The 20652-nt window shown below is 64.3% G+C and carries 17 protein-coding genes; 7 read left to right on the plus strand and 10 right to left on the minus strand.

The genetic code is table 11. The annotated features are described in order from the left end of the window. Positions 1 to 2 precede the first annotated feature (2 nt). From JQ604_RS00285 to JQ604_RS00315, 7 genes are all read right to left on the minus strand, one after another. Complete coding sequence (locus JQ604_RS00285) at positions 3 to 782, minus strand: SDR family NAD(P)-dependent oxidoreductase (RefSeq protein WP_212351830.1); 780 nt, start codon at positions 780 to 782, stop codon at positions 3 to 5. Beyond that, a complete protein-coding gene (locus JQ604_RS00290; RefSeq protein WP_212351832.1) occupies positions 779 to 3094 on the minus strand; it encodes a bifunctional salicylyl-CoA 5-hydroxylase/oxidoreductase in 2316 nt (771 codons plus the stop codon). Before JQ604_RS00290 ends, JQ604_RS00285 begins: the two co-directional genes overlap by 4 nt. 941 nt (positions 3095 to 4035) lie before the next feature. After that, complete coding sequence (locus JQ604_RS00295; protein ID WP_249157886.1) at positions 4036 to 5574, minus strand: sugar ABC transporter ATP-binding protein; 1539 nt, start codon at positions 5572 to 5574, stop codon at positions 4036 to 4038. Continuing rightward, complete coding sequence (locus tag JQ604_RS00300) at positions 5571 to 6692, minus strand: SMP-30/gluconolactonase/LRE family protein (RefSeq protein ID WP_212351834.1); 1122 nt, start codon at positions 6690 to 6692, stop codon at positions 5571 to 5573. The genes JQ604_RS00295 and JQ604_RS00300 overlap by 4 nt, the downstream gene beginning before the upstream one ends. Before the next feature lie 3 nt (positions 6693 to 6695). Beyond that, entirely contained in the window at positions 6696 to 8834 is a 2139-nt protein-coding gene (locus JQ604_RS00305) for an ABC transporter permease (RefSeq protein WP_212351836.1), read from the minus strand. A 120-nt stretch (positions 8835 to 8954) separates the two neighbouring features. Next, positions 8955 to 9977, minus strand: a complete 1023-nt coding sequence (locus JQ604_RS00310; RefSeq protein WP_212351838.1) for a sugar ABC transporter substrate-binding protein — start codon at positions 9975 to 9977, stop codon at positions 8955 to 8957. A 47-nt stretch (positions 9978 to 10024) separates the two neighbouring features. Further along, positions 10025 to 11050, minus strand: coding sequence for an ABC transporter permease (locus JQ604_RS00315; protein ID WP_249157887.1), 1026 nt, complete (start codon positions 11048 to 11050; stop codon positions 10025 to 10027). A 91-nt stretch (positions 11051 to 11141) separates the two neighbouring features. On the opposite strand from JQ604_RS00315, the gene JQ604_RS00320 reads away from it, so the two are divergent. The 3 genes from JQ604_RS00320 (at position 11142) to JQ604_RS00330 (ending at position 13297) form a co-directional block, all read left to right on the plus strand. Further along, the gene (locus JQ604_RS00320; protein WP_212351840.1) at positions 11142 to 12125 is read left to right on the plus strand and encodes a LysR family transcriptional regulator; all 984 of its coding nucleotides are present in this window, start codon (positions 11142 to 11144) and stop codon (positions 12123 to 12125) included. Between the two features lie 30 nt (positions 12126 to 12155). After that, on the plus strand, positions 12156 to 12659 hold the full coding sequence (locus tag JQ604_RS00325; RefSeq protein WP_212351842.1) for a hypothetical protein: 504 nt from the start codon (positions 12156 to 12158) through the stop codon (positions 12657 to 12659). A gap of 224 nt (positions 12660 to 12883) precedes the next feature. Further along, a complete protein-coding gene (locus tag JQ604_RS00330) occupies positions 12884 to 13297 on the plus strand; it encodes a hypothetical protein (RefSeq protein WP_249157888.1) in 414 nt (137 codons plus the stop codon). Positions 13298 to 13334: 37 nt separating this feature from the next. Here the strand turns inward: JQ604_RS00330 and JQ604_RS00335 are convergent, their stop codons facing one another. The 3 genes from JQ604_RS00335 to JQ604_RS00345 are packed head-to-tail and all read right to left on the minus strand — an operon-like array spanning position 13335 to position 15418. Next, on the minus strand, positions 13335 to 14216 hold the full coding sequence (locus JQ604_RS00335; RefSeq protein WP_212351846.1) for an SDR family oxidoreductase: 882 nt from the start codon (positions 14214 to 14216) through the stop codon (positions 13335 to 13337). Continuing rightward, positions 14188 to 14748 carry a carboxymuconolactone decarboxylase family protein gene (locus JQ604_RS00340; RefSeq protein ID WP_212351848.1) on the minus strand — a complete coding sequence of 187 codons (561 nt, stop codon included), beginning with the start codon at positions 14746 to 14748 and terminating at the stop codon, positions 14188 to 14190. The genes JQ604_RS00335 and JQ604_RS00340 overlap by 29 nt, the downstream gene beginning before the upstream one ends. Then, complete coding sequence (locus JQ604_RS00345; protein WP_212351850.1) at positions 14726 to 15418, minus strand: TetR/AcrR family transcriptional regulator; 693 nt, start codon at positions 15416 to 15418, stop codon at positions 14726 to 14728. Before JQ604_RS00345 ends, JQ604_RS00340 begins: the two co-directional genes overlap by 23 nt. 160 nt (positions 15419 to 15578) lie before the next feature. Between JQ604_RS00345 and JQ604_RS00350 the strand changes: the two genes are divergently transcribed. The 4 genes from JQ604_RS00350 (at position 15579) to ilvD (ending at position 20626) form a co-directional block, all read left to right on the plus strand. Next, positions 15579 to 16790, plus strand: coding sequence for an ABC transporter substrate-binding protein (locus tag JQ604_RS00350; protein WP_212351852.1), 1212 nt, complete (start codon positions 15579 to 15581; stop codon positions 16788 to 16790). 4 nt (positions 16791 to 16794) lie between these two features. Next, positions 16795 to 17688 (plus strand): MBL fold metallo-hydrolase, encoded by an 894-nt coding sequence (locus JQ604_RS00355; protein ID WP_212351854.1) that lies wholly within the window; start codon positions 16795 to 16797, stop codon positions 17686 to 17688. Positions 17689 to 17715: 27 nt separating this feature from the next. Then, a complete protein-coding gene (locus JQ604_RS00360; protein WP_212351856.1) occupies positions 17716 to 18681 on the plus strand; it encodes a Bug family tripartite tricarboxylate transporter substrate binding protein in 966 nt (321 codons plus the stop codon). A gap of 103 nt (positions 18682 to 18784) precedes the next feature. Next, a complete protein-coding gene (gene ilvD / locus JQ604_RS00365) occupies positions 18785 to 20626 on the plus strand; it encodes a dihydroxy-acid dehydratase (protein WP_212351857.1) in 1842 nt (613 codons plus the stop codon). Positions 20627 to 20652: the final 26 nt, after the last annotated feature.

A 20652-nucleotide genomic window follows, 5' to 3' on the forward strand; every position in this document is an offset into this window, starting at 1 on the left:
CTCTACCCGGTAAAGACTTCGCCGCCGGCCACCGCCACGGCTTGTCCGTTGATCGATGCTGCACCCGTCGAGGCGAGCCAGACGACGGTGTCGGCGACCTCCTCAGGGGTCACCAGCCGCTGCATCGGATTGACCTTTGCCAAAGCGGCCTTCGCCTCGTCCTCGCTGCGGCCGGTCTTGGCGACGATGTTCGCCGCAGCCTCCGCCACCAGCGGCGTGTCGGTATAGCCGGGGCAGACCGCATTCACGGTGACCCCGCGCCGCGCATATTCCAGTGCCAGCGACCGCGTCAACCCGACGACGCCGTGTTTGGCGGCGACATAGGCCGAGACATAGGCATAGCCGGTCAGGCCGGCGGTCGAGGCGACGTTGATGACGCGGCCGCGGCCGCGCTTCGCCATATCAGGCAGCACCGCATGCGTCACCAGGAACACGCTGGTGAGGTTGCTCGCCAGCATGTCACCCCACAGGGTCGACGCGGTCTTGTCGAACGGCGCGCTGCCGGCCTTGCCGGCATTGTTGACGAGGATATCGATCGGCCCCGCCGTCGCCTCGATCTCCGCGATGCCCTTAGCCACCGCCGCCCCGTCGGTCACATCGATCGACGCGATGGCACCGGCATGATCGCCAAGCGAACGCGCAACTGCTTGGAGCGCGTCGAGCCGGCGGCCGGCGACGCTGACGCGCACGCCAGCCTTTGCGAGCGCGACCGCCGTGGCGGCGCCGATGCCGGAGCCGGCGCCCGTCACCAGGGCATGTGCATTCGGCCAGAACTGCGTCATGCCTTCACTCCCGCGGCCGCGCGCTCGAGGTTGGCCTCATATTGCGGCTTGCCCGAGCGGTACTGCTTCGGCCAGGGAAGCGACTTGACGCCGATCTTCGCGGCCTCATGCAGCGTCCAGGCGGGATCAGCGAGATGCGGACGCGCGATCGCGCAGAGATCGGCGCGGCCGGCCGCGATGATCGAGTTGGCGTGATCGGCCTCGGAGATCGCGCCGACCGCGATGGTGGCGATGCCGACCTCGTTGCGGATCTTGTCCGCGAACGGGGTCTGGAAGAGCCGGCCATAGACCGGACGTTCGTCGGTCGAAACCTGGCCCGACGAGCAGTCGATCAGGTCGGCGCCGGCCTCCTTGAACAGCTTTGCGAATTCCAGCGCATCGTCGGGCGTGTTGCCGCCCTCGGTCCAGTCGTGACAGGACAGGCGCACCGACATCGGCTTGTCCTTCGGCCACACTTCGCGGACGGCGCGGAACACCTCCAGCGGAAACCGCGCGCGGTTCTCGATCGAGCCGCCACACTCGTCGGTGCGCAGATTGGTCAGCGGCGACAGGAAGCTCGACAGCAGATAGCCGTGGGCGCAGTGCAGTTCCAGGATGTCGAAGCCGATCTGCGCGGCACGCCTGGCCGACGCCACGAACTGGTCGCGCACCTCGTCCATGTCGGCGCGCGTCATCGCCTTCGGCACCTGGCCGTCGGCGAGATACGGCAGTGCAGAAGCCGAGACCAGCGGCCAATTGTGCTCGGGCAGCGCCTTGTCCATGCCTTCCCAGGCCACCCGGGTCGACCCCTTGCGGCCGGCATGGCCGAGCTGGATGCCGATCTTGCAACCGGAATTGCCGTGCACGAAATCGACGATGCGCTTGAATGCCGCGGTCTGCGCATCATTCCACAGGCCGCAGCAGCCGGGCGTGATCCGCGCCTCCGGCGACACGCAGGTCATCTCGGTGAACATCAACCCGGCGCCGCCCATCGCGCGGGAGCCGAAATGCACCAGATGGAAATCGGTCGGCACGCCCTCCTCGGCCGAATACATCGCCATCGGCGAGACGATGATGCGGTTCTGCAGCGACAGCCCGCGAATCCTGAATGGCGTGAACATCGGCGGCGTCGAGCGTTCGTTGCTATCGGGCAGGCCGCTCTTCTCCGAGAACCAGCGCTCATAGCCTTCCAGCCAGGTCTTGTCGCGCAGCCGGAGGTTCTCGTGGCTGATGCGCTGCGATCGGGTCAGCAGAGAATACATGAACTGCTCGGGCTCCAGCGTGTCGGCATAGCGGTGGCCGACCACCTCGAACCATTCCATCGCATTGCGCGCCGCGTTCTGGATGCGGGCGACATCGACCCGGCGCAGCTCCACATAGGCGTTCAGCACGGCCGGAATGGTTTCACGCGACGTGCCATGAATCTTGAACTGGTTGGTCAGTTCGATCGCGTCCTCCAGCGCCAGCTTGGTGCCGGAGCCGATCGCGAAATGCGCGGTGTGCGCAGCATCGCCCATCAGCACGACATGGCTGTTGCCGTTATAGGTGGTCCAGTTGCCACAGATCAGCCGCGGGAACGACAGCCAGGCCGAGCCGCGCAGATGGCGGGCATTGGAGACCAGCGAATGGCCTTCGAGAATCTCCGCGAAAATCTTCTCGCAGAAGGCGATCGACTCGCCCTGCTCCATCTTGTCGAGGCCGTGCGCGAGATAGGCCTCCTCGGTGGTCTCGATGATGAAGGTCGAGGCGCCCTCCTCGAACTTGTAGATGTGGGCCTGGAACCAGCCGTGCTCGGTCTTGCGGAAGTCGAAGGTGAAGGCGTCGAACAGGCGGTTGGTGCCGAGCCAGATGTAGCGGTTCGGCCGCATCAGCATGTCCGGCTGGAACGCTTCCGCATATTTGGTGCGGATCTTCGAATTGACCCCGTCGGCGGCGACGATCAAATCGGCGTCCGGGAAATCGAGGTCGGAGTCGACGTCGCGCTCGAAGATCAGCTCGACGCCGAGTTCCTCGGCGCGCGCCTGCAGGATGTTGAGCAGCTTCTTGCGGCCGATGCCGACGAAGCCGTGCCCGGAGGTGCGCATCCGCCGGCCCTTGATCAGGACCTCGATGTCATCCCAGTGGTTGAACGCCTGCTCGATGGTGTCAGCGGTGACCGGATCCCATTTGCGCATATTGTCCATGGTCGCATCCGAGAACACGACGCCGAACCCGAAGGTATCGTAGGGCCGGTTGCGCTCGACCACGGAAATGTGGTGCGCGGGATCCAGCATCTTCATCAGGATGCCGAAATAAAGCCCGGCCGGCCCGCCCCCAATGCAAACAATCCGCATGGCGATCTCCCGTTGGATTCGGCGGCCGGGGTTGTTTGACGCAGGATTCCCGGGGAGCCGATGCCGGATATTATTTTATACTTAAAATAATTGTCAAGGGCGGGTTGGCGGTCTTGGAGGGGTAAAAGCGAGGGCCAAGCCCACCTCCGTCGCCCTGCTGAAAGCCAGGACGACGAATGAGGTTCGCCCGGCCTCATTTGTCAAACAGCCCAATGGTGTCATCACCCGCGCATGCGGGTGATCCAGTATTCCAGAGACGGCTGTGATTGGGCCGATGGGCCCCGGCGTACTGGATCGCCCGCATGCGCGGGCGATGACACTGAGGTATGACTCCACATTCTCGCGACATGATTTGTCCGAGTCTTGCTTTTCGTTCGCGCCCTTAGAGAACTGAGGGCGCAGGGAAGACCGGGTGCACGCCGCACCCGCGGTCTCGTGCGCAATGAGTAGAAGGTTGCGCACACGAGCATACAGGTTTGGCTGAGACATCCCGGCCTTCCCTGCGCGATGGTTTTACGGCTTATACGTGCTCGCCCTGGTGAGACTCTGCTTTTGTGCCACCATCGTCCGCGATCGGCTTTGGGCCTCTCACGGACTTGCCACCAACATCGGGGCGGCAGGCCCACACGACTTCGCCGTCCACCTCACATGCACACGTCCGTGCACGCTCGGCGGCCACCGCATCACCACCCACGTTCGTGACGTTCGCGAAACGCCCCTCGTGTCGGGTGAGACGGCGCCATTGTTAGCATATTCCGAAGTTCGTGTAAAGAGGATTATTTTTGCCTAGTGGCCTTGCGCCGTCGGGCAAATCAGCGGTCTAATGTCAGCGGGAGCGCACAGATTCGTAGGATGGGTGGAGCGCAGCGATACCCATCATCTCACTACGCGGCACGAAGGTGATGGGTATCGCTGCGCTCCACCCATCCTACGCGCTGCCCTCAATGCACCGCCGCGTACAGGATCTTGTCCTGCGTGGCATCGGCCGCGTCGAACTCGGCGACGATGCGGCCGGTGCGGGCGACCAGGATGCGGTCGGAGACGGCGAGGATTTCCGGCAGATAGGACGAGATCACGACCACCGCCTTGCCCTCGTCGGCAAGCCTGCGGATCTCGGCGTGGATGTGCGGGATGGTGCCGACGTCGACGCCGCGGGTCGGCTCGTCGAAGATGATGATCGAGGGATCCTGCACCAGCGTCTTCGCCAGCACCACCTTCTGCTGGTTGCCGCCGGACAGCTCGATGATCCGCGCTTTCCGCTGCAATGCGCTGATCTTCAGCCGATCGACCCAGTAGCTGGCGAGCTTGCTGCGCCGCGCCTTCGACAGCAGGAAGCTCCAGCCGGTGCGGGTGGCGAGATTGCCGATATAGACGTTGTCGTCGACCACCATGGTTTCGAAGAAGCCGTTGGCCTTGCGGTCCTCGGTGATGTAGGCGATGCCGTCATTGATGGCCTGCCGCGGCACGCGGTAGCGGATCGGCTTGCCGCGGAGCCGAATGGTGCCGCCATTGACGAGATTGCGCTTCAGCGCGCCGTAGATCACCTTGGCGATCTCGGTGCGGCCCGAGCCGATCAGGCCGGCGATGCCGACGACCTCGCCGGCATAGACCGAGAACGACATGTTCTTGACCGCCATGCCCATGGTGACGTTCTCGACCGTCAGCACCTTCTCGCGGCGCTGGTGGGTCTTTTCCTTGCGGCCATAGACCGCCTGCGCCACCTCGCGGCCGACCATGTGCTGCACCAGCGCGTCGCGCGTCAGCTGCTTGGCGGGTGCTGTGATCACGAGCTTGCCGTCGCGCAGCACGGTGATGCGGTCGGCGATCTGCAGCGATTCCTCCAGCGCGTGCGAGATGTAGATGATGGAGACGCCGCGGGCGCGCAGATCGCGCACCAAATGGAAGAAGTGGACGATCTCCTCCGGCGTCAGGCTCGCGGTCGGCTCGTCGAAGATGATGATGCGGGCCTTGTTGTAGATCGCGCGCGCGATCTCGACCATCTGCTTCTTGGCGGTGCCGAGCAGCGCCACGGGAGTAGCCGGATCGACGTGGAAGTTGAGGGATTGCAACAGCTGCTGGGCCTGGATGTTCAGCGTGCGGAAACGCGTCAAAAGCTTTTCGTTGCCGAGCTCGATGTTCTGCGCCGCCGTCATGGTCGGCACCAGGCTGGTTTCCTGATAGACCATGCAGATGCCGGCGTTGAGCGCATCGCGCGGCTGCTCGAGATTGGCTGATTTGCCGTCGAGCAGATAGTCGCCGGAGGTCAGCTTGATCGCACCCGCGATCGCCTTGCACAGCGTCGACTTGCCGGCGCCGTTCTCGCCGACGAGGGCATGCACTTCGCCGGGATAGAGATCGAAATTGACGCCCTCGATGGCGTGAACGCCGCCATAGATCTTCGATCCGCTCTTGATCTGCAGCACCGGCTCGCGCGGCGCGGCCCCGGTGCTCTCGGCTACCTGCATCACGCCGTCATTCATCTGAGGTCTCCGCTATAGCGCAGCAGGCGCCCGGCACCGCGCGCGGCGATGATGACGCCATCGCGCGTGGCGCACGCCGATGTGATGCCGTGGAAGCGGCCGCCGGCGCGGCTGTGCAGGCTGTCGGTCGCCTCGCCCTCGCCGTCGAGATGCACCAGCAGGCCATAGGAGCGCGGCGGCGCCCAGGGCTTCTGGATGCCGAGCGCCTTGACCGCGCCGATCTGCATCGGCTCGAGGCAATCGCTGCCGCCCGCGAGCGCCGGCGCCACCCAATGATCCGGCGGCATCGTCGCCATCATCTCCTCGCGGAAATCGTCTTCCTTGAGCACGAACTCGATCAGGTGGGTGCGGCGGGCGAACAGGCCGAGCAGCAGACCGCCCTGGGAATCCGGATGCAGCCGCGCCGGATAGCCGGGCATGTTGGCGGCAACCACCTCGCCGGGGCCGAGGCCGTTGGCTGACAGCGCGAAACGGCTCAGGCGGTGCGCCCAGCTCTCGGTGAGCCAGAGCTGCTTGCCGTCGGCGGAGACGCTGACGCCATAGGGATAAGGCAGATCGCGCAGCAACACCTGGGGATTGCCGAGATCGGCGTTGCACATCACGAGGCGCCCGTTGGTGCGCTTCTCCATCAGGTCGTGGCGCCATTCATTGGGGCGACGACCGGTGCTGCCCTCGACCGCGAAGATGCGGCCATCGGGTGCCGCCACAACCGACAGCAATCCCGCAAACGATCGGCCATCGGCGGTTTCGAGCCAGCGCGGATTGGGCTTGGCCGGATCGATCGCGGCAAGGCCCCTGCCCGCAACACAGACCAGCAGCCGGCCATCCGGATGCAGCGCCAGTCCGCCGGCGTCGCCCTCGAATTCGGCGACCAGCGTACGGGTGGCAAATTCCGCGCCGCTGAGTTTTAGCACGCTACGCCCGGCCGAGACGTAGATCGCGTCGTCGCCTGCGGAGATGACATCGTCGATCCCAGGCAAGGCGTCGCCGATCGGCACGGCGGTATCGAGCCGGTCGTTCGGGCTGAGCGCACCGTCGAGCGGCGGGATCGCGTTCTGGCCGCCGTCGCGGTCGATGACGCTTCTGACGTCGCGCAGGAAATGATCGAAGAATCCCATCGCCTAACCCTTCACCCGGCTCTTGCCGCCCCAATAGGCATCGTAGCCGTTCCAGTCGTCGTCGACGCCGTCGAGCTTGATGCGGCCGATGCGGTTGTTCTCGAGGCCGCCGAGATAGAGATAGCCCTTGTGCTCGCGCATCGAGGTCAGCACCGAATGCGACAGGCCGGTCGGATCCCACCAGGATTCCAGCGCCTCGCCCTGCTCGTTGAACTTCAGCACGCAGCCATGGTTGAGCGCGGGCGCCAGCCACTCGTCGGTCGGCACCTGCTTAACCATGCGCAGGCGGAAACCGGGCTTGCGACAGGACAGATCGAAGGTCGGGGTGCGGACGCCGACCAGCGCCAGCCAATAGGTGCCGTCAGAGGCGCGGTTGATGTTGTCGGGGTTGCCCGGCAGCTCGTCGATCAAAACTTCCGTGCGGCCCTTGTTCGGCCCGGCGATCCAGTGGCGGAAGATCTTGCACAGCGAGGTCGAGGCGATCAGGATCGATTTGCCGTCATGCGAGACGCAGATCCCGTTCGGGAAATAGAAGTGGTTGATGACGGTGCGCGTCGTCTTGGTCGCGGGATCGTAGCAGACCACGCGGCCGTTCGGCCTGCCCTCGAGGATGTCGAGGGTGTTGGTCGTCATCTCGTAGCGCGTGGTGCAGTCGCTGAAATAGATCTTGCCGTCGGGCGCGATGTCGAGATCGTCGGCCATGCGCAGCCGGGAGTCGTCGTTCAGCTTGTACCAGGTGCGGTTGGTCTCGTCGGTGACCTTGAAGATGGTGCCATCGGGCTTGATGCCGTAGACGCCCATGCCGGCGACCGCGACGATCAGGTTCTCCTCGCGATCGAACTGCATGCCGAGCGGGCGGCCGCCGATATGGGCGAAGATCTCGCGGGTCTCGAAGTCAGGACCGGAGAAGCGGATCACGTTGCCGTCGCGGGTCGAGCCATAGACGCGGCCCTGGCGATCGAGGATGACATCCTCGGGACCCTCGACCTGGTCGAGGCCGATCGCCTCGGCCTTCAGCAGCCGGTCGTTCTGCGCATAGGGCGAGGCCGAGCCGCGCTGCACCGACGGCGCCGAGGCCAGCGGCACGAAGGCCGGATTGACGTAGATCTTCTGGATCGCCTTGCCGCGGTTCTTCGACCATTTGACGTCGATGCCGACGGCGGCGAGCAGGATCAGGCCCGTCACCGCCGAGGTGACGTAGCCGGGGATGCCCATGCGGACGAGGCCGTTGATCAAAAGGAAGATGATCAGCGCGCCGATCATGGCACGCCACACCGTGCCCTTGCCGCCGGCGAGCGAGACGCCGCCGAGCACGACGGCGGTCAATGCCTGGAATTCCCAGCCGACGCCCGTGGTGGAATCCGTCGAGGCCTGGCGTGCGGCGTAGAAGATACCGCTCGCCGCGCACAGCGTGCCTGACAGCACGTAAGTGAAGAACAGCATCAGGCGGACGCGGATGCCGGCATGGCGCGCCGCCTTGCGGCTGGCGCCGATCGCGGTGAGATGCCAGCCATAACGCGAGCGCGACAGGAAGATGTGGCAGACCAGGAGCACGACGAACAGCGTCGCCGCATTGATGGGAATGCCGAGCACGCTGCCGCCGCCGATGTAATCCCAGGCGTCGCTGTCGACCGAGTTGGTGGCGAACACCTGGGCGTAGCCGGTGTTGAGCAGGTTGACCGAGGCGCGCAGGATGATCAGCGTCACCAGCGTGGTCAGGAACGGCCGCGTCTTGAGGAAGCCGATCAGGAAACCGTTGATGCTGCCGAGCAGCGCGCCGATCGCAAGCGTCGCCGGCACCACGGCGCCGACCGGCCATTCCTTGACCAGCAGGAAATACAGCGCGGCGAAATTGCACAGCGCGAAGATCGCGCCGACGGACAGATCGATGCCGCCGGTGACGAGGCAGAACCCCATTGCCAGCGCCACGAAGCCGAATTCGGCGAACAGCCGCAAGAGCGAGACCGAGTTCTGCACCGAGGCGTAGTCGGGAATCGTGAGCGCGAAATAGGCCCACAGCCCGATCATCACGGTGAACGGCACCACCGGCTCGAACCATTGCTTCAGCAGCAGTTCCGACAGCACGAGCCGGGGTGAGAACCGCCGCACCGAAGCGGCAAAGGAATCGACAGCCATCGACATCGCAAGGCACTCTCTCTTGGTTGAGCGTGATCCCTGCGGAAAACCGGCTTCCACCTTTCCGGGATCATGCTCGTGAGAATCAGCCGGCGCGGAAGCGCCGCGCCGGCTGTCGCGCTTTTGTTAGTTCTTCTTCGGTAGCGCGAAGCAGTTGGCGCCGGAGGCGTTGCTCTTATCGAGCCAGACCGGGCGCGTGTAGTATTCGAGGTTCCTGGTGCCGGGCTTGTCGCCGTTCATCAGCAGCGTCTGCGCGGCCAGCATCAGGTCGTGGCCCTGCTCGGTCGCCTTGTAGCTCAGGAATTTGTAGAAATTGCCTGAGTTGACCTGGTCGCAATCGAGCTGCGAGCCTTCGCCGGACGCATAGACCTTGACCGTGTCGATCTTGCCGGCGTTGCGGATCGCCTGTGCCGCGCCTGATTCCATGATGCCCCAGAAGCCGATCGAGGCGCAGAGATCCGGATGCTGCTGGATCACGGTTGCGGTGACGTTGAGCGCGGTGTTGGCGTCCCAATTCGCGGCCTGGTTCGACACCACCTTGATGTTGGAGTCCTTGTTGAGGACCTCCATGATGCCGCCGACCTGGTCGACGCTGGCGGCGGCGGTCAGTTCGCCCTGCACGATCTGCACCTTGCCCGACTTGCCGGAGGCCGAGCCGCATTCCTTGACCACGTCGGTCGCCAGCATCTTGCCGATCTCGCGCCAGTCGGCGCCGACGAACGCGCCGGACTTGTAGTTCGAGGACATGTTGATCTGGATCACATGCGTGCCCTGGCTCTCGGCGCGCTTCAGGTCCTTCATCAGGAGCGTCACGCTTGGGTTCTGCACGATCAGCACGTCGGGCTTCTGGTCGACCAGCGCGGTCAGCGCCTGCTGCATCGCGGAGGGATTGTTGTTGGGATCGCGCACGATGAACTTCATGCCGCGCCATTCGGCCTCTTCCTGCACCACGCGGCCCCATTCGTCCGACAGCGGCACGCCGAGCGCGATCGGCAAATAGGCGATGGTCTTGCCCTGCAGCGCCTTGTCGTAGGCGGCACGCAGCTCGCGGGCCGTCTTGGTGCCCTCCTCCTGCGCCGACGCCGCGAACGGCATCGCGGCCAGCGTCACGCCGGCGAGCAGCATGGTCCAGAACTTTGTCGTCTTCATCAGATCCTCCCCTTGGATATGTTTTATTTGGATTGATCGCATTCCCATCAGTCGCCCTGTCGCGCGGTCTCCTCGTCCCGCGGATGCAGGAAATTGTCGAGCACGATGGCGGCGAGCAGCACCACGCCCTTGATGATGTTCTGCACCTCGGTGTTGACGTCCATGATGGTGAAGGCGTTGAGCAGCGTGCCGATCAGGATGCAGCCGACCACGACCGAGAACACGCTGCCGCGGCCGCCGATCAGCGAGATGCCGCCGATCACGACCACGAGCACGACGTCGAAGATCATGGTGCCCTGCGTGATCGCCATCTGCATGCTGCCCGTCGTGCCGACCCAGACGAAGCCGGCGATCCAGGCCAGCGCCGCGACCAGCACATGCTCGAGCACGATCAGCGGCCGCAGCGCGACGCCGGAGAGCCGCGCGGCCTCGGGATTGTCGCCCTGCGCATAGATGAAGCGGCCGATCGAGGTACGCGACAGGAACAGATGCATCGCGATCGCGCAAACCGCGAACACCAGGATCGGAACCGGGACGCCGAACAGCCGGCCGGCGCCGAGATACATCAGCCCCGGCGCGTTCTTCGGCGCGTAGACCACCCAGGCCGGCGCGATCCAGAACGCCACGCCGTAGATCACGAAGCCCGCGGCCAGCGTCACGAACAGCGCGGGCGCCTCGACGAACGCCACCATCACGCCGTTGACGATTCCGATGAACACCGCGATCGCCAGCGCCAGCAGCACGGCTGCGGATACCGACATGCCGTTCTGCATCTCGATCAGCGCGATCGACCACGAGCCCGCCATGATCGCGACTTCGGAGAGATCGATGCCGCGGCTGATCACGATCAGCCCCATGCCGAGGCCGAGCACGCCGAGGATCGAAATGCTCCGCAACAGATTGAGGAGATTGGAGACGGTGGCAAAGCCGTTCAGCGTCAGGCCGAACACGACCAGCAGCGCGATCGTGATCAGGAGCACGATCTGCTCCTGGCTGGGCTTGGCGAAGACAGAGCGCGCGGACGACGTCGTCGCAGGGACAGCAAGGTTGCGCGATGGCGAGTCCACGCTCATCGTTTCCTCCAGGTATTATTTTGCTTGCGACTTTAGAAGCCCCAAATCATATTCGTCAAATGCATTCGACGGATACGGGCCAATCATTCCCATGCATGTACGAGACGTCGACCTGAACCTGTTCGTCGTGTTCGACGCGATCTATTCGGAGGGCGGCGTCAGCCGCGCCTGCTTCCGCCTCAATCTGACGCAACCCGCGGTCAGCCATGCGCTGAGCCGGCTGCGCGTGATGTTCAACGATCCTCTGTTCGTGCGCCGCCATCACGTGATGACGCCGACGCCGCTGGCACGCCAGATCATCACCACGGTGCGCCAGGCCTTGAACGGGCTGGAAACCGCGCTGACCCAGACCCACCGCTTCGATCCCGCGAAGACGCCAAAGCGCTTTGTGATAGGCCTGCGCAACAATCTGGAGGCCCCGGTGCTGAGCGCGCTGGTCAACCGGATCAGCACGGCCGCGCCGCTGGTCGAGATCGCAACCGTGCGCTGCGAGCGCAACAATCTGGAGCGTGAGCTCGCCGCCGGCACCCTCGATGTCGCGATCGACACGCTGCTGCCGCTCTCCACCGAGGTGCATCGCGCGCAGATCCTGACCGAGCGCATCGCGGTGTTCGCCCGGCGCGACCATCCGGACCTCCGCAGGCGGCTCGACAAGAAGACATACCTGCGGATGGAACACGTTTGCGTGACGTCGCGGCGCAGCGGACTGTCGTTCGAGGATTTCCAGTTCCAGCGGCTCGGCATCAAGCGCAACGTTCGCCTGCACTGCCAGAATTTCACCACGGCCTGTCATGTCGTGGCGCGGAATAACATGCTGCTGACGGCGTCGGAGAGCGCGGCATCGCTCTTGGATCAGCCGGGCCTGTTACGGCAGTACCCCTGCCCCTTCCCGATCAGCCCGCACATCAACTACCTCTACTGGCATGCCACCGCGGATGGCGACGCCACAAACCAGTGGCTGCGTGAGCAGCTACAGGCGGCCGCCGCCACGTTGGGGCCGAGCCATGTCGGGCGCAAAACGGGCCGCGCCACGAAACGTCGGCAGCCGATCCCGACCAGCCTCGCCGCGGAATGAGTGACATCCTGCAAGGGCTGCAGCACACCCATGAACGTGATCTTCCACACCTTGGCGAGTGTTGCGACCGCATCCGTGCTGTCGGCGCAGATTGAAAAGAGGCCGATCAATTCAGCACGCGGCGTGGCCGTTCTGGTCGCGGGCTTGGGCATCGGAATTCTGTCGCACGGCGCGCTCGATTGGCTTCCGCACGAATACCCGCTGCCTTCCGCCGTGGATGTCATCCTCAGTCTGATCCTCGTCTCAATTGTTTTCACGCTCGCGCGCAGGGACGCGCGGTGGATCATCTTCAGCTGCTTTCTCGGTGCAATCTTGCCCGATCTGGTCGATCTGGGACCAGCGATGCTCAACAAACAAATGCAGTGGCATTTGCCGTCGGTTAAAATCTTCCCATGGCATTGGAAGCAATATTCAGGCTCGATCTATGACGGCAGCCAACGTTGGCTATCAATCCTGAACCATTTGGTCGTAGCCGGCTTGAGCGGCTGCTTGATACTCGGATATCGACAAAGTTTGATCCGAAATCGCCTCTAGCGCAGGCTGGACTTGAAGCAGCCTGTAGCCCGCACGAGCGGAGCGACATGCGGGACAAAGAAGATATCGCTGCGCTCGCCAAGCGAATGCGGAATTTTGTTTCCCGAGATTGCTCAAAGAATTTTGAGAATGCTGACCACATCCTAAGGTGGTATGTCGCAAGCGGCGATCTGCAGCGGCGGGATACTCGCCAATAGGGAAGTGACATGTTCCGGATACAAACCTTGGTCAGTATCATCATCTTCACGTTGGTCATGGCAAGCTCTGCCTACGCGGAAAAGGTCTACTATCTTCACGACCCGGGCGGCAACACTGCCGCGCACATCTACACGTACACGCGCGTCAATGCGGAGTATGATCGCGTGGTGATCGACGGTCGCTGCAAGTCGTCGTGCACGACGGTCCTGGGGACCGTTCCCCTCAACAAGATCTGCATCACCCCGGGCGGCTACTTCATGTTTCATGCTGCGCATCACGGTGACCGCAGCATCAACCCCGGCGAGACCCAGTTGATGATGTCGGCCTATGCGCCCGAGGTTCGCGACTGGGTGACGAGACACCACGCGCTCGAACAGGTGGACCCGTACACATACCTGTACGCCAGGAACGTCACGTTCATCCGGCACTGTAGCCGGTAGCCCGCGCAAGCCGTTAGCGGCGAGCTGCCGTCCTCCATCACAACCCGCTCAAGCCGCTGTCCACCGCGAGCGTCTGCGCGGTGACGTAGACGCTTTCGTCCGACATGAAGAACAGCACGGCATAGGCGATTTCCCAGGCGGTCGCCTGGCGGCCGAAGGGGATATGGCTCTTGCCGCGCGAGGGACGGCCGGCGCCGGCCTCGCGGCCGTTCGGGGTATCGACGAGGCCGGGATAGACCAGGTTGGCGCGGATACCACGCCGTGCGCCGGCATGCGCGATGTTGCGCATCAGGCCGCCGAGTGCGGCCTTCGATGAGTCATAGACCGCCATCTGCGATCCCGCCTTCAGCGCCGCGATCGAGGAGATGAAGACAATCGAGCCGCCGTTCTCGAATCTTGGCAGCGCCGCCCGGCAGCACAGCATGGGACCGCGGACATTGACGTCGTAGATCCTGTTCCACTCGTCGGCGCTGACATTGTCGAGGCCGGTCTTGCCGAACGTGCCGATGTTCAGGACCATGCCGTCGAGACCGCCCATGGCACGGTGCGCCTCGTCGATCATCCGGACCACATCGGTTTCCTGCGTGACATCGGCCTGCACGGCAAACGCACGGCCGCCCTCGGCGGCGATGCGCGCGACCGTATCCTCGGCTGAGGCACGATTGAGATCGGCGACCGCGACGTGGGCGCCTTCGCGCGCGAACAAGAGACTCATGGCGCGGCCGTTGCCGATCGGATCGGTCGCCGCATCGAACACGCGCTGACCGCCACCGACGATCAGGATGCGGCGCCCCTTCAGCCGCCCCCTGCCCGGCGCTGTCCCTGAGGACTCCGCGCTCGGCGGACGAATGTAGCGCTCCGGCTTGGCATCGAGTGAACTCTCCGACATCTCACGCACTCCGCGCCTTGCCGCCGTCATAGACCTTCATGCCGGCGGCCGGATCGAGATCGGTCTCGGTCGCCTCGGTGAGGCGGGCCATCATCATGTAGAAGCCGAGAGCGACGATCGATTCCACGATCTCCTGATCGCTGAAATGCTTGCGCATGGCGGCAAAGGCCGCATCGCCGACGCGCACCTTCTCGACGACCTCGCGGCCGAACACGAGCAGCGCACGCTCCGCCTCGTTCAGCGAGACGTCATCATATTTGCCGTGCTCGACCGCATCGATCTGCGCTTGCGTCACGCCGACCCCGAGCGCGATCGGCACATGCTGGCGCCATTCATAGGCGCCGCCTTCGAGCTGGGCTGCCTGCAGGATCAACAGCTCGCGGTTGACCGCGGACAGCTTCTGCTTGTGCAGGATCGAATTGCCGAGCCGCATCGCCGGGATCATGTTGGCCTCGGCATGGGCCATCATCCGAAAGATGTTGAGCTTGACCGGCATGCGGTCGAAGGAGGCGCGGATGTCTCCGCTGGTAGCTTCCGGATCAATCAGGGGCAGCTTTGCCACGCGTCTCTCCCTTGGTCTTTTGTTGTTTCTTGGTCTCTTTTACGCCGATCAGCGCCAGGAAAAAGCCGAGATAGCGCTCGATCGCCTCGATCACCTTCGGCCGCGCCGACGGTTGCGCGCCCATCACGTAATGTTCGAGGCGAATGTAGATGAGCCCGGCCGCGAACAACCGCGCCGTCTCGCGCGGATCTGATGCCGTGATCAGGCCCGCGAGCGCAAAGCCGCGGAAATAATCCGTCATCAGGCTCTGCTCGCGCGCATAGAAATGATCGGCGAATTTGGCGCGGATGCCGGGCACACGGTTGCGCTCGGCGGTGATCACCTTCTGGAACTGGTGCTCGCGCGGATCGGACCATTGATCGACCAGGTCGAGCGCGAACTGGCGGCAGAACGCCGCGGGCTCGCGCGCAAGCTGCTTGTAGCGCGGCGCCTCAAGCCGGTCGGCCGAGCTCGCCGGGCCATGCTCGCTGACGATCGCCTCGAGGATCGCGGCCTTGCCGGGGAAGTGATTGTAGAGGCTGCTCTCGCGGATGCCGACGCGGCGCGCGAGCTCGCGCATCGAGGCGCCGCCATAGCCGGATTGCGCGAACAGGCCGAGCGCCTCGGCAAGAATGCGTTCGCGTGTGGAGAGCCCGGCAGCTTCGGCCGCACTGAATGAGGAGGTCGCCATCTGGCTTGACTAGCTAACGAACGTTCGCTAGTCAACTTACGAACGATCGTTCGTCTGGCTTTTCGGCCGTCACGGCCAGTGTGCTCGCCAGGGAGTGAGCGAGGTTTCGCGTTTCAACTCCGTCCATAGAGGCGGAGAGCAATGTTCGGGAGATGACGTCATGGCGCGTTCAGTTCGCCCTCGCCTCCGTGCGGCTTGCATCCTTTTGCCGTTGCTCGCCGCGAGCGCCGCACAAGCCGAGAGCCCGAAATACGATCCCGGCGCCGATGACAAGACGATCAGGATCGGCACCACCGCGCCGCTCTCCGGCCCGGTCTCCGCCTTTGCACAGATCGCGAAATCGGCCGAAGCCTATTTCCGCAAGGTGAATGAAGAGGGTGGTGTCAACGGCCGGCGCATCCAGATGATCATTGCCGATGACGCCTACAGTCCGCCCAAGACCGTCGAGCAGACGCGGCGGCTGGTCGAGAGCGACGAGGTACTGTTGATCTTCGGCGGCGTCGGCACCCCGACCAACAGCGCCGTGCACAAATATCTCAACGACAAGAAGGTGCCGCAGCTATTCCTGGGTTCAGGAGCGGCGAAGTGGGACGATCCGAAAAACTTTCCGTGGACCGTCGGCTGGCAGCCCACCTATCGCGACGAGGCGCTGGCCTATGCCAGATACATCAAAGCGAGTCACGCGAATGCCAGGGTCGCGGTGCTCTACCAGAATGACGACCTCGGCAAGGATTACCTGAAGGCGCTGGAGGAAGGCCTCGGCAGCGCCGAAGCCATCGTCGCGCGGGCGCCCTATGAGACCACGTCGCCGACGGTCGATACGCAGATCCTGCTGCTGAAGAACAGCGGCGCCGACGTGGTGCTGGTCGCAGCGACGCCGAAATTCGCGGCGCAGGCGATCCGCAAGATCGCGGAGATCGGCTGGAAGCCCACGACCATCATCTCCAACGTCTCCGCCTCGATCAGCGGCGTGCTGGAGCCCGCGGGCAAGGATAACTCCACCGGCGTGATCTCGAGCCAATACCTGAAGGACTCCACGGACCCCGCACTGAAAGATGATGCCGGCTACAAGCAATGGGCCGCCTTCATGGACAAATATCTGCCCGACGCCAACAAGGCCGACTGGCTCAATGTCTACGGCTACACCATCGCGCAGACGCTGGTGACGGTGCTGAAGGCCGCCGGCAATGACCTGACCCGCGCCAATGTGATGAAGCAGGCGACGAACCTGAAGGACGTGCATCTGCCGATGCTGATCAACGGCACGGCGGTCAGCAACTCGCCGGAGCATGTCACGCCGATGACCAGCCTGCAGCTGATCCGCTTCGACGGCACGCGCTGGGTGCCGTTCGGCGATCTCCTGAAGAACTGATCACATGCGCCAGATCGCCATCGGCAGCATGCGGATCGACCGTCTGGTCGAAATCCCCTCGCTGGCCTTCGAAAAAAAATGGCTGTTCGCCAATGTCACCGACGAGGTCATCGCGGCCAACCGGTGCTGGCTCGATCATCGCTATATCGAGCCGGACACCGGCCGCTTCATCCTCAGCCATCATTCCTATCTCGTGCGCACGCCGCGCTGGTCGGCCGTGGTCGATACCTGCTGCGGCAATCACAAGAGCCGGCCGCGCACGCCGATGTGGGACCAGCTCAACCAGCCCTATCTGGAGAACATGGCTGCGCTCGGCGTCGCACCGGAGCAGGTCGACTTCGTGATGTGCACGCATCTGCATGTCGATCACGTCGGCTGGAACACGCGGCTGATCGACGGGCGCTGGGTGCCGACCTTTCCGAACGCGCGCTATCTGATGGGGCGGGCCGAATACGAACATTGGGACGCAGCCCACAAGGCAAACCCGGCAAGGCCGGTCAATCACGGCGCGTTCGCCGATTCCGTGCTGCCCGTGGTCGCGGCCGGCCTCGCTGAATTCGTCGAGACCGATCACCTGCTGTTCGACGAGCGCGATGCCGGCTTGCGCTTTGCGCCGGCGCCCGGCCACACCGCGGGCAACATGCAGATCCATCTGCGCGGCGGCCACGATCACGCTGTCATGTCGGGCGACGTGATCCATCACCCGATCCAGTGCGCCGCGCCCTGGCTGTCGAGTGCCGCCGATATCGATCCGGCCGCCGCCGTTGCGACGCGGGTGGCGCTGCTCGAAGAGCTTGTGGATACGCCGAGCTATCTGCTCACCGGCCATTTCCCCGCTCCAACCGCGGGCCGCGTGGTCAGGCATGGCGACGCCTACAGGATTCGGTTCGAGGATTAGGCCCAAGAAGATCTTGCGGGAGGGATCATGAAGCTGCGCATCGTTACGCTGTCAATGCTTGCGCTGTTGTCCGCCACTGCGGCGCGCGCCGAGGAGCCCGCCGACTATCCCACCCACAAGATCCGCATGCTGCTGCCCTTCGCGGCCGGTGGCGGCGGCGACGTGCTGGGCCGGTTGCTCGCGGACAAGATGGGCAAGACGCTCGGCCAGACCATCTACATCGAGAACCACACCGGCGCCGCCGGCACGCTCGGCACGCAGCAGGCGGCGTCCTCGCCGCCGGACGGATACACCATCACCATCGGCGGCATGACCACGCATGTGCTGGCGCCGGCGATCTATCCAAAACTGTCCTACGATCCGATCAAGGATTTCACCACCATCGGCCGCATCGGCGTCTCCTCGATCGTGCTGCTGGCCGTGAAGGATTTTCCCGCCAACAATCTGAAGGAGCTGATCGCGCTGGCCAAGACCAGCGAGCCGGTGCAGTACGGCAGCTGGGGCATGGGCTCGACCGGCCATTTCTGCGGCGCGATCCTGTCGCAGCAGGCCGGCATCCGCCTCGAGCACGTGCCGTTCAATGGCACCGCCAAGGTCGCCAACGATCTGCTCGGCGGCCACATCAAGCTCGCGATGCTCGACATGGCCACGGGCACGCCGCTCGCCAGGGACGGCAAGGTGAAGGCACTCGCCGTGTGCGGCGAGCGCTCGCCAAGCCTGCCTGATGTCGCAAGCTACCGGGAACAGGGTGTGTCCTTCGACCGCAGCCTGTCCTGGGTGATGTACGCACCCGCCGGCCTTCCCGATCCCGTGGCGCGAAAGCTGTCGGATGCGCTGAAGACGGCACTCGACGATGCCGAGATCAAGGAGAAGCTGCTTGGCCTCGGAATTACCAGCCAGTTCATCCCCGGCGCGGAGCAGCGCGACATCAACGCGCGCGACATCACGGCCTGGAAGGCGGTGGCGAAAGAGGCCGGGATCGAGGTCAAATAGGCGGCCTCAGCGCGGTCCTGCCATGCCGGTTCCGCGCTTGAATCCCCCCGTGCGGGCGGGCATAAGGGCTGCTCAAAAAGCGCCCATAGCCCAAGGATTTACGATGCCCGCCTATCGCTCCCGCACGACCACCCACGGCCGCAACATGGCGGGCGCCCGCGGCCTGTGGCGCGCCACCGGCATGAAGAACGAGGACTTTGGCAAGCCGATCATCGCGGTGGTCAATTCCTTCACGCAATTCGTTCCCGGTCACGTCCACCTGCAGAATCTCGGCCAGCTGGTCGCGCGCGAGATCGAGAAGGCCGGCGGCGTCGCCAAGGAGTTCAACACCATCGCGGTCGACGACGGCATCGCGATGGGCCATGACGGCATGCTCTACAGCCTGCCCTCGCGCGAGCTGATCGCCGACAGCGTCGAATACATGGTCAATGCGCATTGCGCCGACGCCATGGTCTGCATCTCCAACTGCGACAAGATCACGCCCGGCATGCTGATGGCGACCTTGCGCCTCAACATCCCGACCGTGTTCGTCTCGGGCGGACCGATGGAATCGGGCAAGATCGTGCTCAAGGGCAAGAAGCGCGCGGTCGACCTGATCGACGCGATGGTCGCCGCCGCCGATTCCAACGTGTCGGACGAGGACGTCGCGGTGATCGAACGTTCAGCCTGTCCGACCTGCGGCTCCTGCTCCGGCATGTTCACCGCGAATTCGATGAACTGCCTGACTGAAGCTTTGGGTCTTGCGCTGCCCGGCAACGGCTCGGTGCTGGCGACGCATGCCGACCGCAAGAGCCTGTTCGTCGAGGCCGGCCATCTCATCGTCGATCTCGCCCGCCGCTACTACGAGCAGGACGATACCAGCGTGCTGCCGCGCTCGATCGCGAGCTTCAAGTCGTTCGAGAACGCGATGACGCTCGACATCGCGATGGGCGGCTCGACCAACACCGTGCTGCATCTGCTCGCCGCCGCGCATGAAGGCCAGGTGAATTTCACCATGGCCGACATCGACCGGCTCTCGCGGAAAGTCCCCGTGCTGTGCAAGGTCGCTCCGTCAGTGCAGGACGTGCACATGGAAGACGTGCATCATGCCGGCGGCATCATGGGCATCCTCGGCGAGCTCGATCGCGCCAAGCTGATCCAGACCGACGGCCCGACGGTGCACGCCGCGACCATGGCGGATGCACTGAACCGCTGGGACATCGCGCGCACGTCGAGCGACAAGGTGCGCAACTTCTATCGTGCAGCGCCCGGCGGCGTGCCGACCCAGGAGGCCTTCAGCCAGGATAGCCGCTTCGACGACGTCGATCTCGATCGCTCAAAGGGCGTGATCCGCGATCTCGAGCACGCCTATTCCAGGGACGGCGGCCTCGCCGTTCTGTTCGGCAACCTCGCCAAGGACGGCTGCATCGTGAAGACCGCAGGGGTTGACGAGAGCATTTTGAAATTCTCCGGCCCGGCGCGCGTGTTCCAGAGCCAGGATGCGGCGGTCGAGGCCATCCTGACCAACAAGGTCAAGGCCGGTGACGTCGTCGTGGTGGTCTATGAAGGCCCGCGCGGCGGTCCGGGCATGCAGGAGATGCTGTATCCGACCAGCTATCTGAAGTCGAAAGGCCTCGGCAAGGCTTGCGCACTCATCACCGACGGCCGCTTCTCCGGCGGATCGTCGGGCCTGTCGATCGGCCACGTCTCGCCGGAAGCGGCTGAAGGCGGATTGATCGGGCTCGTCGAGGAAGGCGATCTGATCGAGTTCGACATCCCGAACCGCAAGGTCAACCTCGCCGTGCCGGAGACCGAGCTCGATCGCCGCCGCGCGGCAATGGAAGCCAAGGGCAATGCCGCCTGGAAGCCGGAGCCGCGCAAGCGCGCCGTCTCGACCGCGCTGAAGGCTTACGCGGCATTCGCCAGCAGCGCCGCCAAGGGCGCGGTGCGCATCCTGCCGGAGTGACGATTGGGAATGGCGGCGTCGGAGAC

The organism is Bradyrhizobium jicamae, assembly GCF_018130695.1.
GTDB lineage: Bacteria > Pseudomonadota > Alphaproteobacteria > Rhizobiales > Xanthobacteraceae > Bradyrhizobium > Bradyrhizobium jicamae_B.

What these genes read in the sequence shown, in the direction of transcription:
- JQ604_RS00285 (WP_212351830.1), bottom strand. Translation starts at nt 782, where the DNA reads ATGACGCAGTTCTGGCCGAATGCACATGCCCTGGTGACGGGCGCCGGC.
- JQ604_RS00290 (WP_212351832.1), bottom strand. Translation starts at nt 3,094, where the DNA reads ATGCGGATTGTTTGCATTGGGGGCGGGCCGGCCGGGCTTTATTTCGGC.
- JQ604_RS00295 (WP_249157886.1), bottom strand. Translation starts at nt 5,574, where the DNA reads ATGAATGACGGCGTGATGCAGGTAGCCGAGAGCACCGGGGCCGCGCCG.
- JQ604_RS00300 (WP_212351834.1), bottom strand. Translation starts at nt 6,692, where the DNA reads ATGGGATTCTTCGATCATTTCCTGCGCGACGTCAGAAGCGTCATCGAC.
- JQ604_RS00305 (WP_212351836.1), bottom strand. Translation starts at nt 8,834, where the DNA reads ATGTCGATGGCTGTCGATTCCTTTGCCGCTTCGGTGCGGCGGTTCTCA.
- JQ604_RS00310 (WP_212351838.1), bottom strand. Translation starts at nt 9,977, where the DNA reads ATGAAGACGACAAAGTTCTGGACCATGCTGCTCGCCGGCGTGACGCTG.
- JQ604_RS00315 (WP_249157887.1), bottom strand. Translation starts at nt 11,050, where the DNA reads ATGAGCGTGGACTCGCCATCGCGCAACCTTGCTGTCCCTGCGACGACG.
- JQ604_RS00320 (WP_212351840.1), top strand. Translation starts at nt 11,142, where the DNA reads ATGCATGTACGAGACGTCGACCTGAACCTGTTCGTCGTGTTCGACGCG.
- JQ604_RS00325 (WP_212351842.1), top strand. Translation starts at nt 12,156, where the DNA reads ATGAACGTGATCTTCCACACCTTGGCGAGTGTTGCGACCGCATCCGTG.
- JQ604_RS00335 (WP_212351846.1), bottom strand. Translation starts at nt 14,216, where the DNA reads ATGACGGCGGCAAGGCGCGGAGTGCGTGAGATGTCGGAGAGTTCACTC.
- JQ604_RS00345 (WP_212351850.1), bottom strand. Translation starts at nt 15,418, where the DNA reads ATGGCGACCTCCTCATTCAGTGCGGCCGAAGCTGCCGGGCTCTCCACA.
- JQ604_RS00350 (WP_212351852.1), top strand. Translation starts at nt 15,579, where the DNA reads ATGGCGCGTTCAGTTCGCCCTCGCCTCCGTGCGGCTTGCATCCTTTTG.
- JQ604_RS00355 (WP_212351854.1), top strand. Translation starts at nt 16,795, where the DNA reads ATGCGCCAGATCGCCATCGGCAGCATGCGGATCGACCGTCTGGTCGAA.
- JQ604_RS00360 (WP_212351856.1), top strand. Translation starts at nt 17,716, where the DNA reads ATGAAGCTGCGCATCGTTACGCTGTCAATGCTTGCGCTGTTGTCCGCC.
- ilvD (WP_212351857.1), top strand. Translation starts at nt 18,785, where the DNA reads ATGCCCGCCTATCGCTCCCGCACGACCACCCACGGCCGCAACATGGCG.